The 13,270-nt window shown below is 71.7% G+C and carries 13 protein-coding genes; 7 read left to right on the forward strand and 6 right to left on the reverse strand.

The window, feature by feature from the left end:
- Positions 1-255: 255 nt before the first annotated feature.
- Positions 256-2,502 carry a heavy metal translocating P-type ATPase gene (locus ACGF12_RS07510; RefSeq protein WP_393026879.1) on the reverse strand — a complete coding sequence of 749 codons (2,247 nt, stop codon included), beginning with the start codon at positions 2,500-2,502 and terminating at the stop codon, positions 256-258.
- Between the two features lie 282 nt (positions 2,503-2,784).
- On the opposite strand from ACGF12_RS07510, the gene ACGF12_RS07515 reads away from it, so the two are divergent.
- The 4 genes from ACGF12_RS07515 to ACGF12_RS07530 all read left to right on the forward strand — a co-directional run bounded on the left by ACGF12_RS07515 (position 2,785) and on the right by ACGF12_RS07530 (position 5,784).
- Positions 2,785-3,066 carry a metal-sensitive transcriptional regulator gene (locus ACGF12_RS07515; protein ID WP_387632114.1) on the forward strand — a complete coding sequence of 94 codons (282 nt, stop codon included), beginning with the start codon at positions 2,785-2,787 and terminating at the stop codon, positions 3,064-3,066.
- 33 nt (positions 3,067-3,099) lie between these two features.
- The gene (locus tag ACGF12_RS07520; protein ID WP_393026881.1) at positions 3,100-4,041 is read left to right on the forward strand and encodes a hypothetical protein; all 942 of its coding nucleotides are present in this window, start codon (positions 3,100-3,102) and stop codon (positions 4,039-4,041) included.
- Between the two features lie 394 nt (positions 4,042-4,435).
- The gene (locus tag ACGF12_RS07525) at positions 4,436-5,521 is read left to right on the forward strand and encodes a peptidoglycan-binding protein (protein ID WP_393026883.1); all 1,086 of its coding nucleotides are present in this window, start codon (positions 4,436-4,438) and stop codon (positions 5,519-5,521) included.
- Positions 5,522-5,613: 92 nt separating this feature from the next.
- Positions 5,614-5,784 (forward strand): hypothetical protein, encoded by a 171-nt coding sequence (locus ACGF12_RS07530; RefSeq protein ID WP_393026885.1) that lies wholly within the window; start codon positions 5,614-5,616, stop codon positions 5,782-5,784.
- Between the two features lie 265 nt (positions 5,785-6,049).
- Here the strand turns inward: ACGF12_RS07530 and ACGF12_RS07535 are convergent, their stop codons facing one another.
- The gene (locus tag ACGF12_RS07535; RefSeq protein WP_393026887.1) at positions 6,050-6,889 is read right to left on the reverse strand and encodes an SDR family oxidoreductase; all 840 of its coding nucleotides are present in this window, start codon (positions 6,887-6,889) and stop codon (positions 6,050-6,052) included.
- A gap of 92 nt (positions 6,890-6,981) precedes the next feature.
- Here ACGF12_RS07535 and ACGF12_RS07540 point away from each other — a divergent pair, with 92 nt between their 5' ends.
- On the forward strand, positions 6,982-7,368 hold the full coding sequence (locus ACGF12_RS07540; RefSeq protein ID WP_393026889.1) for a winged helix-turn-helix transcriptional regulator: 387 nt from the start codon (positions 6,982-6,984) through the stop codon (positions 7,366-7,368).
- A 113-nt stretch (positions 7,369-7,481) separates the two neighbouring features.
- Here ACGF12_RS07540 and ACGF12_RS07545 read toward each other — a convergent pair whose 3' ends face one another.
- A complete protein-coding gene (locus ACGF12_RS07545; RefSeq protein ID WP_393026891.1) occupies positions 7,482-8,408 on the reverse strand; it encodes a GNAT family N-acetyltransferase in 927 nt (308 codons plus the stop codon).
- A gap of 183 nt (positions 8,409-8,591) precedes the next feature.
- Between ACGF12_RS07545 and ACGF12_RS07550 the strand changes: the two genes are divergently transcribed.
- On the forward strand, positions 8,592-9,014 hold the full coding sequence (locus ACGF12_RS07550; protein ID WP_393026892.1) for a DUF6924 domain-containing protein: 423 nt from the start codon (positions 8,592-8,594) through the stop codon (positions 9,012-9,014).
- A 177-nt stretch (positions 9,015-9,191) separates the two neighbouring features.
- Positions 9,192-10,202, forward strand: a complete 1,011-nt coding sequence (locus ACGF12_RS07555) for a hypothetical protein (protein WP_393026894.1) — start codon at positions 9,192-9,194, stop codon at positions 10,200-10,202.
- 118 nt (positions 10,203-10,320) lie between these two features.
- Here ACGF12_RS07555 and ACGF12_RS07560 read toward each other — a convergent pair whose 3' ends face one another.
- From ACGF12_RS07560 to ACGF12_RS07570, 3 genes are all read right to left on the reverse strand, one after another.
- Positions 10,321-11,514: a permease gene (locus tag ACGF12_RS07560; protein ID WP_393026896.1), complete on the reverse strand. Its 1,194-nt coding sequence runs from the start codon at positions 11,512-11,514 to the stop codon at positions 10,321-10,323.
- 67 nt (positions 11,515-11,581) lie between these two features.
- Complete coding sequence (locus ACGF12_RS07565; RefSeq protein WP_393026898.1) at positions 11,582-12,967, reverse strand: MFS transporter; 1,386 nt, start codon at positions 12,965-12,967, stop codon at positions 11,582-11,584.
- A 97-nt stretch (positions 12,968-13,064) separates the two neighbouring features.
- Positions 13,065-13,223, reverse strand: coding sequence for a hypothetical protein (locus ACGF12_RS07570; protein WP_393026900.1), 159 nt, complete (start codon positions 13,221-13,223; stop codon positions 13,065-13,067).
- Positions 13,224-13,270: the final 47 nt, after the last annotated feature.

Here is a 13,270-nt window from a genome sequence, read left to right on the forward strand (position 1 = left end):
TGTCGGAGCGTCACATCTCGGTCCGGTTGCGGTGAGGTAGGACTTCGGTGAGCGCCGCCCCAAGCGCTCGCAAAATACCCTTAAAGCGCAGGTCGGAGCGGGCGCGCCCGGATGAGGCGGATCCCGGCGGCCGATCCGGGTCGACGATCTTGACTACGGTGCGTGACGGCGATCGGCGGTACAAGGAGGGCCCGGACGCGCCGGGGCCCCGGAACCGGGCAGCGGCTCCGGGGCCCCGGGGCCATCGGGGAGGGATCAGCGGAAGCGGCGCAGCCGGAGGCTGTTGCCGACCACGAAGACCGAGGAGAAGGCCATCGCGGCCCCCGCGATCATCGGGTTGAGCATCCCGGCCGCCGCCAGCGGCAGGGCGGCGACGTTGTAGCCGAAGGCCCAGAACAGGTTGCTCTTGATGGTGCCGAGGGTCTTGCGGGAGAGCCGGATGGCGTCCGCCGCAGCCAGCAGGTCACCGCGGACCAGGGTCAGGTCGCCGGCCTCGATGGCGGCGTCGGTGCCGGTGCCCATCGCCAGGCCCAGGTCGGCCTGGGCGAGCGCGGCCGCGTCGTTGACGCCGTCGCCGACCATCGCCACGACCTTGCCCTCGGCCTGCAGCCGCTTGACGGTGTCGACCTTGTCCTGCGGCATGACCTCGGCGATCACATGCTCCGGCTGGATGCCGACCTCGGCGGCGACCGCCTCGGCGACCAGCTTGTTGTCACCGGTCAGCAGCACCGGGGTCAGGCCCAGGGCCCGCAGCTTGGCGATGGCCTCGGCGCTGGTCGGCTTGACCGCGTCCGCCACCTCCAGCACGGCCCGCGCCTCGCCGTCCCAGCCGACCGCGATCGCGGTGCGGCCGGCCGACTCGGCCTTGCGCTTGGCCTCGGCGAGGGCCTCCGGCAGGTACTGCGACCACTCGTTGAGCAGCGCCTCCCGGCCGGCCACCACGGCGTGGCCGTCCACCACGCCCTGGACGCCCAGGCCCGGCACGTTCTCGAAGCCCTCGACGGCGGGCAGTTCACCGGCCTTGGCGGCGGCGGTGGCGATCGCCCGGGCGATCGGGTGCTCGGAGGCGTGCTCAAGGGCGCCGGCCAGGCGCAGCACCTCGGCCTCGGTGACGCCCTCGACGGCGTGGACGGCGAGCAGGGTCATCTGGCCGGTGGTCACGGTGCCGGTCTTGTCCAGGACGATGGTGTCGACCTTGCGGGTGGACTCCAGGACCTCCGGGCCCTTGATCAGGACGCCGAGCTGGGCGCCGCGGCCGGTGCCGACCAGCAGCGCGGTCGGGGTGGCCAGGCCCAGGGCGCACGGGCAGGCGATGATCAGCACGGCGACGGCGGCGGTGAAGGCGGCGGTCCAGCCCTCGCCGGTGCCCAGCCAGTACCCGAGGGTGGCCACCGCGAGGGTGATCACGATCGGCACGAAGACCGCGGAGATCCGGTCGGCGAGGCGCTGCGCGGCGGCCTTGCCGTTCTGCGCGTCCTCGACCAGCTTGGCCATCCGGGCGAGCTGGGTGTCCGCACCGACCCGGGTCGCCTCGACGACCAGCCGGCCGCCCGCGTTGACGGTGGCGCCGGTGACGCTGTCGCCGACCCCGACCTCGACCGGCACCGACTCGCCGGTCAGCATCGAGGCGTCCACCGCCGAGGCGCCCTCGGCCACCGTGCCGTCGGTGGCGATCTTCTCGCCGGGACGCACCACGAACCGGTCGCCCACCGCCAGCTCGGCGATCGGGATCCGCACCTCGGTTCCGCCGCGCAGCACCGTCACGTCCTTGGCGCCCAGTTCCAGCAGCGCCTTGAGAGCGGCGCCGGCGGTGCGCTTGGAGCGGGCCTCGAAGTAGCGCCCGGCCAGGATGAAGGCGGTGACGCCGGCCGCCGCCTCCAGGTAGATGTTCGAGGCGCCGTCGCTGCGGGCGATGGTGAACTCGAAGCCGTGCCGCATGCCCGGCATCCCGGCGTCTCCGAAGAACAGTGCCCACAGCGACCACAGGAACGCGGCGCCGGTACCGAGCGAGACCAGGGTGTCCATCGTCGCGGCGCCGTGCCGGGCATTGGTGAACGCGGCCTTGTGGAACGGCCAGGCGGCGTACGTGACGACCGGGGCGGCGAGGGTCAGCGACAGCCACTGCCAGTTGTCGAACTGCAGCGCCGGCACCATCGCCATCGCGATCACCGGGACGGCCAGGGCCAGCGCGGTGAACAGCCGCTGACGCAGCGGGGCCAGCTCGTCGGCGGGCTCGGCCTGCTCGGCGCCCTCGCCACCGGCGGCGGCCGGGGGCTTGGGCAGGGCGGCGGTGTAGCCGGTGGCCTCGACGGTGGCGATCAGGTCGGCCACCTCGACCTCGCCCTCGAAGGTGACCTTCGCCTTCTCGGTGGCGTAGTTGACGCTGGCCGAGACGCCGTCCATCCGGTTGAGCTTCTTCTCGATGCGGGCCGCGCACGAGGCGCACGTCATTCCGCCGATCGAGAGTTCCACCTCCGTGGAGGCGGGTGCCTGCGTGGTCATCGTTGCTCCTCGTGACAGTCGGTACTTCGAGGTACGTACGCGGCCGGGCCGTCATACCCTGCAGGGGTATCGGGCGGTGCCGAGTTCATTTATACCCATGGGGGGTATTGAAGGCAAGCCCTCGTGGATACCCCCGGCAGGTATTTTTCAGGGCGGGGATCCGCTTGACTTGATACCCCCATGGGGTATTCACTCATGGTCATCGGACCACTCCCCCGCACCGTCCGCAAGCCCCGCACGCCCGCACGCCCGCACTCCCGCCGGAAACCCGAGGAGGGCCGCATGGCCGGCTACCACACCGAGAAGGACCAGCTCCTGCGCAGACTGCGCCGCGTCGAGGGCCAGATCCGCGGCCTCCAGCGCATGGTCGACACCGACACCTACTGCATCGACACGCTGACCCAGGTCTCCGCCGCCACCAAGGCCCTCCAGTCCGTGGCGCTGCACCTGCTCGACGCCCACCTCGCCCACTGCGTCCAGGACGCCATCGCGGGCGGCGGCGCCGAGGCCGACGCCAAGGTCGCCGAGGCCTCGCAGGCCATCGCCCGGCTGATGCGGGCCTGACCCCTTTCACTTCGTACATCCGAGGAGACCGCCATGAACACCGCCCTGCGCATCACCGCCTTCACCGCCGGCCTCGCCGCCGCCTTCGGCCTCGCCCTCGGCGTCGGCCACGCCACCGGCAGCGACCCGGCCCCCAAGCCCGCCGCCGAACACGCGGGACACGACGCCGGGCACGACGGACACGCCGGACACGACACCGGGGGCGGGCCGGCCGCCGAGCACCTGCCCGGCGGACTCCAGATCTCCGAACGCGGCTACACCCTGAGCGTCGACAACCCCTTCGTCACCGCCGGCTCCCCCACCGACCTGCGCTTCCGCATCCTCGGCGCGGACGGCAAGCCCGTCACCGCCTACCAGCAGCAGCACGAGAAGGAACTCCACCTGATCGTCGCCCCGCGCGACCTCTCCACCTTCCAGCACCTGCACCCCACCCTGACCGCCGACGGCACCTGGAGCGCCCCCACCGCCGTCCCCGCCGCCGGCGAGTACCGGGTCTTCGCCGACTTCACCCCGACCGGCGCGGGCGAGGGCCTGACCCTCGGTGCCGACCTCCACGCCGCGGGCGACCTGCGCCCCGCCCCACTCCCCGAGACCGGACGGACCGTCACCGTCGACGGCTACACCGTCACCCTCGGCGGTGACCTCACCCCCGGGCGCAGCAACCACCTCACCCTGAACGTCAGCAGGGACGGCGCCCCCGTCACCGACCTCCAGCCCTACCTGGGCGCCTACGGTCACCTGGTCGCCCTGCGCGCCGGCGACCTCGCCTACCTCCACGTCCACCCGGACACCACCACCCCGGGCCCCGAGATCGGCTTCACCACCACCGCGCCGAGCGGCGGCAGCTACCGGCTCTTCCTGGACTTCCAGCACCAGAACACCGTCCACACCGCGGCCTTCACCGTCACCGCGGACGGCACCGCCGCCCCCGCCGCCCCGGCCACCGAGGAGCCGGCCGCCGACCACCAGCACTGAGCAGCCCCCGGACGAGAAGTGCCGGGCGATCCCTCCCGCGGGATCGCCCGGCACTTTCGCGATCTCCGGAGTCGGAGCGCACGAACGGCATCCAGCTGTCGGGCAGCGCGGTCCGAACGCGCACAGCGCGCCCCGCCAACAGCCGGACCCCGAGGCCTCACCCGGTTGCATCCCCGCCGACACCGGGCGGCCGGCTCGGGCCCGGAGAAGGGCGCGTTCCCTCACAGAGGTCTCACGCCCAAGTGGAAACGCGTCTCACAACACAGGTCAGCGCCGCGGGACGCGCCCCGTGGCCGATGAGACGTCAGGCCAGGTCCCCGACGGACGGCGGAATGAGGCACAGTTGTGCGCCCCGCCATCTCTGACGACTCATCACGGATCTGGAGACCCTCCTGTGAGCACCCTCCTCCCCACCCGGCGCCGGTTGTCGCTGGGCCTGGCCCTGGCGGCCGTGCTGACGGGCGTCGGCGCGTACACCGCGTCGGCCGCATCCGCCGCGGCCGCGCCGACCCCGGTACCCCTCACCTCCTCGGCCTGCCCCGCCGACCTCCGGCAGGGTGAGGCCGACGGCTGTGTCACCCAGCTCCAGCTGGAGCTGAACCTGACCGGTGCCCGGATCACCGTGGACGGGCAGTTCGGCCCGGGCACCGACACGGCCGTGCGCAACTTCCAGGCCTCGCACGCCCTGAGCGTCGACGGCATCGTCGGGCCGGCCACCAAGTCGGCGCTCGACACGGCGGCGGCCGCCGCCTCCGGCACCGTGGACCTGCGCACCCAGTGCGGCGACCTGCAGACCGGCGCCGGCGGTGCGTGCGTCTCGACCCTGCAGACGATGCTGAACTCGTTCAACGCGGGCCGCCTGACCGTGGACGGGCAGTTCGGGCCGGCCACCGACACGGCCGTACGCAACTTCCAGGCCTCGCACGCCCTGGCCATCGACGGGGTCGTCGGCACCGCCGTCAAGAACGCCCTCTACACCAGCACCCCCACCCCGCTGCCCAGCGGCCCGATCGACCCCGCCAAGGTCCTGAACGCGGCGAAGTCGTACCTGGACGTCCCCTACGTGTGGGGCGGCGGCCACTCCCTGCGCGGCGAGGGCCCCGGCCCGTCGCTCGGCACCTGCGACGGCTACACCGGCTCGATCCAGCCCTGCCCGGCCAACACCACGGCCGGCCTGGACTGTTCGGGCCTGGTCCGGGCCGCCTTCTGGTTCGGCGCCGGCATCGACCTCGCGGGCGGCGGCGACACCGACCAGCAGACCCTGGACAGCCACCTCACCCCGATCGCGGAGTCCCAGCGCCGGCCCGGCGACGTCGAGTACTTCGGGACGGACCCGCACACCACCACCCACGTCGTGCTCTACGCCGGAACCGACCCCGCCACCGGTGCGGACATGATGTACGAGGCGAAGGAGACCGGCACCAACGTCCACTACGTCGGCCTGCGCACCGGCGGCTACTGGTACCACGTCTCGGCCTGACCGCCCGAGGGCTGTTCGCTCAGGCATGTCATCGGCGGCCTCACCGTCTGCCCCACGCCCATCCCCCTGTCCCATGGGCAGCGAGAACGCCCATGCCTACCAAGCTCGCTGCCATCGCCGCGGGAGCCGTCGTCTTCACCGGCCTCGGAGTCGGCACCGCCACCACCGCGTCCGCCACCGCCCCTCCCGCGTGCGGCTGCTACGGCAAGGTGCAGTCGATCCCCGGGAATCGGCGGATTCCCGGGGACATCGCAACACAGTGATCGACTGGCGTCGGCCAGGGGCCTGGCGAGACGCTCGGCTGGGTCTCCCAGCCGAGCGTCTTGCGTGGGCGCCCGTTTGGTTCGGCGGCGACCACGGCCGGGCCCTCGCGCGTGCAGCGGGACAGGATCACCCCTTGGGGAAGTGCTGCAGCAGCCCCCGCACGGGCCGGGCAATCCCTCCACGGATCGCCCGGCACCTTCCGTACAGCCCTCAGGACTGGCAGGGCCACAAGATCATCCGCAGTTCCGGCGGTGCCGACCGGCCTCAACGGAACGCGGCGACATTGCGGGCGGCCCAGTCGGCGAAAGGGCGCGGGGCCCGGCCGAGGACCCGCTGAACGTCCGGACTGACGCGCAGCTCGGCCGGGTTCGGGGAGCCGAGGATGTCCAAGGTGTCGTCGGCGAGTTCCGCCGGCATGCTCCGGGCCATGGCGGCCTTGGCCTCGTCGCGGGTGAGCTCGTGGAACCTCACCGGCATGCCGAGCGCGGCCGCGACGGCCTCCGTCTGCCCGCGCGGCGTGATCACCTCCGGGCCGGTCAGCTCGTACACGCCGCCGGCGTGCCGGTCGTCCAGCAGACAGGCCGCCGCAACCTCGGCGATGTCCGTCGGGTCGATGATCGGCACGCCGACGTCCCCGAAGGGCGCGGCGACGACCTGGTGCGCGCGAACGGACTCGGCCCACCACCGCACGTTGGAGGCGAAGCCGCCCGGCCGCAGGACGACCCACTCCAGGCCGGACTCCCGCAGCGCGTCCTCCAGCGTGCGCATCGCGATCCGCGTCGGGCCGAACGGCCTGGTCGCCACGCCCTGACTGGAGAGCAGGACGACCCGGCGCACCCCACCGGCCGCGGCTTCACCGATGATGTCGGTAGGGCTGGCCCCTGCGGCGTGCAGGTCGCCGGACAGCAGCAGGAACAGCGCCTTCGCCCCCTCCAGCGCGGGCCTGAGGCCGGCCGGCCTTCCCAGATCGGCCACCAGGTGGCGGACGCCGTCCGGCACCGCCGCCGCGTGCCGCGACACCGCCGTCACCTGCTCCCCCGCCTCGGCCAGCGCCTGCGTCAACGGCCGGCCGATGGTCCCGGTAGCCCCGGTCACCACGATCATGATCAGCTCCTTGTCGGATGTCCTCTGTGCTCCTCACGCTAGGAGCGGCGGCTAACTTTTCGTAAGGACATACCTGGAGGTAAGTTCATGACATGACGGAAGGTTTGCAGCACAGCCAAGCCGAGGCCAGAGCCCGGTATGACGTGTTTCACACCGACTGCCCCGCGCGCGACATGGTCGACCACGTGACCAGCAGGTGGGGCATCTGGGTGCTGATCTCCTTGCGGGGCAACGACCTCCGGTTCTACGAGCTGCGCGAGAGCATCCAGGGCATCAGCGAGAAGATGCTCTCCCAGACCCTGCGCGCGCTGGTCGACGACGGCCTGGTCTGGCGGAAGGTCGAGCCGACGACGCCACTCCAAGTCACCTATGGGCTCACCGAGTTCGGCCGGGAGGTCAGCGAGCCGCTGACGGAGCTGTTCGACCGGATCACCAGCCGACTGTCGCTGCTCGGCCTGCGCCGGCCCGGCAACGACTGACCGACTGCCGGTGAACACCGGGGCTGTCCGGTGCGGTCGTTGTGCCAGATCGCGGCGGTCGGCGCGAGGATCCGCCGGAGGACGCGGACCATGACGCCTCCGGGTGTTTGGTGCTACTCGATGCCGAGTGCCTTGCCGTAGACCGCGGAGCTTCGACGGACCGTCATGCCCACCCGCTGGTAAAGAGACAGCGCACCGGTCTCCGAATGAGTCCACAACGTGCACGTGCGGTGGCCCTGGCGGTAGAAGGCGCGAAACGACTCCCGCAACAGCATGCGGGCGATCCCCCGGTTACGGTGATCCCTCCGGACCGCGACCCGCTCGACATATCCCTCGTCAGTGCCCGGAACGTCCAACGACAGCACCGCGCCGACCATCTGATCGCCGGCGAACGCCACTGGTGAGAGCGCCGGTGCGAACGTGTCGCGCTCGACGGTGTGCCGGGCCCATTCCTCGTAGGACTTCCGCCGCTTCTGCCATTCGTCGAACGCGTCCTCGGTGAGCTGGTACGCGGCTCGTTCGTCACCGGGCTGGAAAAAACGCAGGGTGATCCCAGGCGGCGGCCCGGGCACCACGGGTTCGGCGGGCATCGCGATCTCCAGCAGCCACTGGGCGACGAACGGCTCGTACCCGCGGGATCGCAACAGCTCCACCGCCGCCCGGTCGCTGTCCGAGACCGTCTGGCTGAGCCGTTCACTGCCCGCTCGGCGTGCCCGCGCCTCGACCCAGTCGAGCAGTGCGCTGCCCAGCCCTTTCCCCCGGTGATCGGGGTGGACGTCGACCGCACTGCGTCGACCGCCGTGCACCCAGGCCCGACCGACGAGAGACTCGGCCGAGTCGTGCACAAGGAACGTATCGACGGCCAGGTCGAGGCCGGGCAGTGTGAGGTCCGCGGCTATGCGGTCGGGTTCGGTTTCGGGACAGCCCAGGAGCTCGCGCTCGCAGGCGGCAACCAAGTCATGTATCGCGCGGGCATCGGCGACGGTCGCGGCCCGGCACCGGTAGGAAGCCGGGAACAACGAGGAAGACGGATCAGCCATGACGTGACTCTGTGCCAACCGATCTCACTCTGTCGACCGGGTTGGCCAACCGCTGGCAGTTTCCGTGACCATCAGGTAGGTGCCGCAGCTGCGCCACACGCCGGCGGCCCCTTGGCATCGGTCATCCAGGACCCCGGCCATGCGCCACCGATAATGTCGGCGCCGGGTGAGACGATCACGCCCATGCCCTTGCCTCAGCCCGATGATCTGACTTCGCTGGTCCTTCGTACCGACTTCGGTGACGACGAAGCCTGGGATGCCTTTCGTGCCGCACTCGACGCTGCCGGCGAGTATCCCCACGCCACGTATGTCAGCGACCTGCGCTTCGCTGACGTGGATGTCCGGGCGCTGCTGGACGAAGAGGCTGCCGCAGAGGAAGACGACCAGGTCATCGACGTATTCCTGGCGGACGCGACCACGATGAAAAGCCCTGGCCACCCCTTGCTGGCCGTGGACCTCTCGCACGAACCCGGGCGGACGTTCAGGGTCCCGGCTCGATGGTTTCCGGATGTGTCCGCCAACCTCAGCATCGCCAACATGGACTTTGCGGAGTTCGCCGATGCTGCTGATGGATCGGGGACCTTCCGCGGCTTTGACGGGGACTGACGCCTCGCTGTCGAGACGTGCCCGGACCTGCGCTCCCTGAGCGCGCGGATCAACCAGCTCTTCATGGACCTGTGGGCCCTCTCCGAAGAGCGCGGGCCGCGCTACTTCGACGACTGAAGCCTGTTGCGGGAGACCGGTCCTCCGTACGATGCCGCGTGTGATCAAGGAAATGCCTGCATGCCGTCGGGGGCGGCGATGAAAGCCGCCTCCTCTCCGCCGCGGCCGTTGGATGTCACCTCGGTCTTTCCCGAGCTCGCCGATCATGCGAGGACAGCGGTCCGGCTGCATCCTGCGCCGGCGACTCCCGGCCCGCGTGACAGCTCCGTGGGAGGACCGCTGGCTTGGCCCGAGGACGAGGCATGGCCGACCTGTCCGGGTGGCCGTCATTCGATGCGCAGGCAGCCTCATCGCCCCGCCAACGTCCGAGGCGATCGGTCGACAACGTTCGCCTACCACGGTGAGATCACCTGGGACCGGATACCTGCGGACGTGTCGTGGCCCTTGCTGCCCGTGATGCAGGTGTATGCGCATGACGTGCCCTGGTACGACGGTTTTCCGGAGGGCATGGACATCCTTCAGATCCTGTGGTGTCCGTTCCAGCACGCCTACGACGCTCGGGGGGTGCCCTACAACGGAATCGCCGGCCCGTGGGTCCAGGTCCGTTACCGCCACACCGCTGACCTGGGAGACCGCTTTCTGACGCCGCCGGAGCCGGTTGCCATTGGTGAGCCCGGCTATCTGCCCACCCCCTGCCTGCTTCGGCCGGAGCCGGTGACCGAGTACCCGCACCCGGGTGTCCTGGGCGAGGAGTTCGAGACCCGGGTCGAGGAATGGGAGATGGCGACCTTCGGCGACCCCGAGGAGTACGACCCCCGCTACTCCTGGGACCTCTCGACGGCCCCGGGCTGGAAGCTCGGTGGCCATGAACCCTGGAACTACCAGGGCTACTACGGCCCGGTGCGGTGCGGCACATGCGGCAGCGAGATGCGCTTCGTGGCCGCGATCGCCAGCAGAGAATGGGGCGGGGGCACGGAGAGCTGGGCGCCTGTCGGCTTTCTCGAAGGCGGCCCACGCGATCGGCGTCAGTGCCGGGAGCCGACCGACGTCGTACTCGGGCGACGAGAGACCATGCGCGTCTTCACCTGCTCCCTCTCCCCGGATCACCCGGTCATCAGCGACCTGATGTAGCCGCCCGGAACTGTCACTTCGGGCCGCGTTCGTCGTCTCCGTCAGGACCGGCGAGTTCCCCGAAGCCCGAATGGTTTGCGTGAGAAGTCGGCCCGGCCGACTTCTCACGCAAGTCCCGTCAGTGGTGGCCGTGGTGGTCGTGGCCCGCGTGCGGGTCACCGTGTGCTGCGTGCCCGTCCGCGTCCGGGGCGCCGCCCATCATGCGGAGCATCGCGGCGCCGCCGGTGCGGAAGAAGCGGATGAGGAGGACCACCGCCAGCAGCAGGAAGGCGATGTTGAGCCAGGTCGTGTAGTTCCACTCGACGCCGGACATCGGGATCTCGGCGTTCCGCCGGCTGGGCACCAGGCCGAGGCCGCCGAAGAGGAACTCGACCGTGTAACCCGCCAGCACCATCGCCGTGTAGAAGGTGCCGAGCAGGAAGAGGGCCATCCGGGGGCCGTAGTACTTCCGGTAGATGTTGAGGATCGGCAGGATCAGCAGGTCGGCGAAGATGAACGCGACCACGCCACCGAAGCTGATGCCGCCCTTCCAGAGGACCACCGCCAACGGCACGTTGCCGATCGAGCAGACGAAGGACGCGATCGCCACCAGCGGGCCGACCAGCGGGCCCCACAGCTTGCCGGCCAGCGGGTGGTCGGCGAAGAAGAAGGCCTGCCAGAACGAGTCGGGGACCCAGGCGGCGATGGCACCGGCGATGAGCAGTCCGATCACCAGGTCCTTGAGGATGGCGGCCCACTCCATCACGAAGACGTGCGAGACCGAGGTGAGGCCCTGCCGGGAGAGCAGGCGGCGGGCGAAGGAGCCCTCCCCGGCCACCGACATGTCCATCGCCGCGTGGCCTTCCATCGAGCCCGCCCGCCCGTACGACGCCTGCTCGCGGGCCTCCCGGAGCAGGCGCTCGCGCAGCAGCAGGCGGAAGAGCAGCGCGAGCAGCAGGATCATCACCGGCCCGCCGACGAACTCGGCCGCGGTGAACTGCCAGCCCAGCAACAGGGCCAGGATGACGCCGAGTTCGATCACCAGGTTCGTCGAGGCGATCTCGAAGGCCATCGCCGCGGTGAAGTTCGCGCCCTTGCGGAACAGCGAACGGGCCAGGGCGACGGCCGCGTAGGAGCAGGAGGAGGAGGCCGCGCCGAGGGCGGAGGCGACGGCGAGGGTGCGCGGGCGGTCGTCGCCGAGCAACCGCACCACGGTGGACTTGTGGACCACGGCCTGCACGACGGCGGAGAGCAGGAAGCCAAGGATCAGGGCCCAGGTGATCTCCCAGGTCATCGATCCGGCGATGGACAGCGCGTGCAGGATCGCGTGCATGGTGGTCCGCCTTCCTCAGAGCCGTGTCCCCGGTGGGCGCCGGTCACCCTATACCCGTACGGGGTATTCAGGAACCGTGGCGCGCCGACACCCGCCGCTGGGCCGCCCGTACGGCCAGCGCACCCGCCGCGCCGAGCACGCACAGCACGGTGGCGGCCAGCACGGCGTGGTTGGCGCCGTCGGCGGCGGCCCGGGCGGTGGCGGGGCGGCCGAGGCCCATCAGGGTGACGGTGACCGCGACGCCGAGCGAGGAGCCGAGGTAGCGGGCGGTGTTGTTGGCTCCCGAGCCCATCGCGGCGCGGTGCGCGGGGACGCTGGTGACGGCGAGGCGCCCGAGCGCCGCGTTGAGCACACCGCTGCCGACACCGGCCACCGCCAGGCCGGGGGCCAGCCGCAGCCAGGAGTCGCCGGGGTGCAGCCCGAGCAGGGCGAGTTCGCCGACGCCGCAGACCAGCAGGGCGACGGCCAGCTGGGCGGTGGCGCCGATCCGGTCGGCGAGGCGCCGGGCCTGGAGTGCGGCGACCACCGACAGGCCGGACCAGATCGCGAGCACTCCCCCGGCCGCCAGCGCGGACACCCCGAGCACCCGCTGGAGGGCGTTGGGCAGGCAGCTCATCAGCCCGACCACCGCGAGCCCGGTGAACAGCGCCCCGCCGGTGGCGGCGACGAAACCGGGGTCGCGGAACAGCCGCAGGTCCAGCATCGGGTGGTCGCTGCGGGCCTCGACCAGGGCGAAGGCGGCGAGCAGCAGCACGCCCGCGGCCAGCAGGCCGAGCACGGTCGGGCTGGTCCAGCCGTAGCGGCCCTCCGCGAGGCCGGCGATCAGGGCGGCGGTGCCGGCGCCGAGGGTGAGCACGCCAGGAGTGTCGATCCGCCGCCGATTGCGGCTGCCGGACTCCTCCAGGGCGGTGACGGCGAGCCCGAGCAGGACGACGGCGAGCAGGGCGAGGCCCCAGTAGACGGCGCGCCAGCCGAGCCAGCGCTCCGCGAGCGCCGCGTACACCGGGCCGACGGCGATGCCCAGGCCCACGGCCGCGCCCCAGACACCGAGCGCCCGCACCCGGGCGGCGCCGCTCGGATACGCCTCGCCGATCAGGCCGAGGCTGGGGGCGAGGACGGCGGCGGAGGCGGCGCCCTGGACCACCCGGGCGGCGAGGAAGACGCCCGTTCCGGGGGCGGCCGCGGCGGCGGCGCTGGAGAGTGCGAGCAGGGCGGCGCCGGCGGTGAACACCCGCTTGCGGCCGAGGTCGTCGGCGATGCTGCCGGCGGTGAGCAGCAGGGCGGACAGGCCGACCAGGGCGCCGGTGAGCACCCAGGTCTGGGCGGTGGGGCCGGCGTGCAGGCCCGCCGCGGTGGGGGCGAGGGTGGTCATCGGCACGGTGTAGGCGACGAGGACCAGCAGGGTGCCGTAGGCGGCGGCCGCGAGGACGGCCTGCGGACGGGGGATGGTCATGACCGGGCTCCCGGGTTCGGTTTCGGTCAGCGGTTCGGTGTCGGTCAGCGGTTCGGTATCGGTCAGCGGTTCGGTGTCGGTCAGCGGTTCGGTGTCGTCAGCGCCCGGGGCAGCCGCGGGCGGCGCCGTCCCGGGCCGGTTCGGCGGCCGCGGCGGCGACGGCGGTGGCCAGGCAGGCGATCAGGCAGCGGGTCACCGGGTGGCGGACGGCCCGCAGGAGGGCGGCGAGCGGGGCGGAAGGCGTTTCAGGGTGCATGGTCGGGCGCTCCTTCACGGACGTACGGGGCCGCGCCGGTCGCGCGG

The organism is Kitasatospora sp. NPDC048296 (genome assembly GCF_043201815.1).
Lineage (GTDB): Bacteria > Actinomycetota > Actinomycetes > Streptomycetales > Streptomycetaceae > Kitasatospora.

Bases quoted from the DNA above. Each gene is read 5' to 3' on its own strand.
- ACGF12_RS07510 (WP_393026879.1), bottom strand. From the start codon at position 2,502: ATGACCACGCAGGCACCCGCCTCCACGGAGGTGGAACTCTCGATCGGC.
- ACGF12_RS07555 (WP_393026894.1), top strand. From the start codon at position 9,192: ATGCCGTCGGGGGCGGCGATGAAAGCCGCCTCCTCTCCGCCGCGGCCG.
- ACGF12_RS07560 (WP_393026896.1), bottom strand. From the start codon at position 11,514: ATGCACGCGATCCTGCACGCGCTGTCCATCGCCGGATCGATGACCTGG.
- ACGF12_RS07540 (WP_393026889.1), top strand. From the start codon at position 6,982: ATGACGGAAGGTTTGCAGCACAGCCAAGCCGAGGCCAGAGCCCGGTAT.
- ACGF12_RS07545 (WP_393026891.1), bottom strand. From the start codon at position 8,408: ATGGCTGATCCGTCTTCCTCGTTGTTCCCGGCTTCCTACCGGTGCCGG.
- ACGF12_RS07535 (WP_393026887.1), bottom strand. From the start codon at position 6,889: ATGATCGTGGTGACCGGGGCTACCGGGACCATCGGCCGGCCGTTGACG.
- ACGF12_RS07520 (WP_393026881.1), top strand. From the start codon at position 3,100: ATGAACACCGCCCTGCGCATCACCGCCTTCACCGCCGGCCTCGCCGCC.
- ACGF12_RS07550 (WP_393026892.1), top strand. From the start codon at position 8,592: ATGCCCTTGCCTCAGCCCGATGATCTGACTTCGCTGGTCCTTCGTACC.
- ACGF12_RS07515 (WP_387632114.1), top strand. From the start codon at position 2,785: ATGGCCGGCTACCACACCGAGAAGGACCAGCTCCTGCGCAGACTGCGC.
- ACGF12_RS07570 (WP_393026900.1), bottom strand. From the start codon at position 13,223: ATGCACCCTGAAACGCCTTCCGCCCCGCTCGCCGCCCTCCTGCGGGCC.
- ACGF12_RS07530 (WP_393026885.1), top strand. From the start codon at position 5,614: ATGCCTACCAAGCTCGCTGCCATCGCCGCGGGAGCCGTCGTCTTCACC.
- ACGF12_RS07565 (WP_393026898.1), bottom strand. From the start codon at position 12,967: ATGACCATCCCCCGTCCGCAGGCCGTCCTCGCGGCCGCCGCCTACGGC.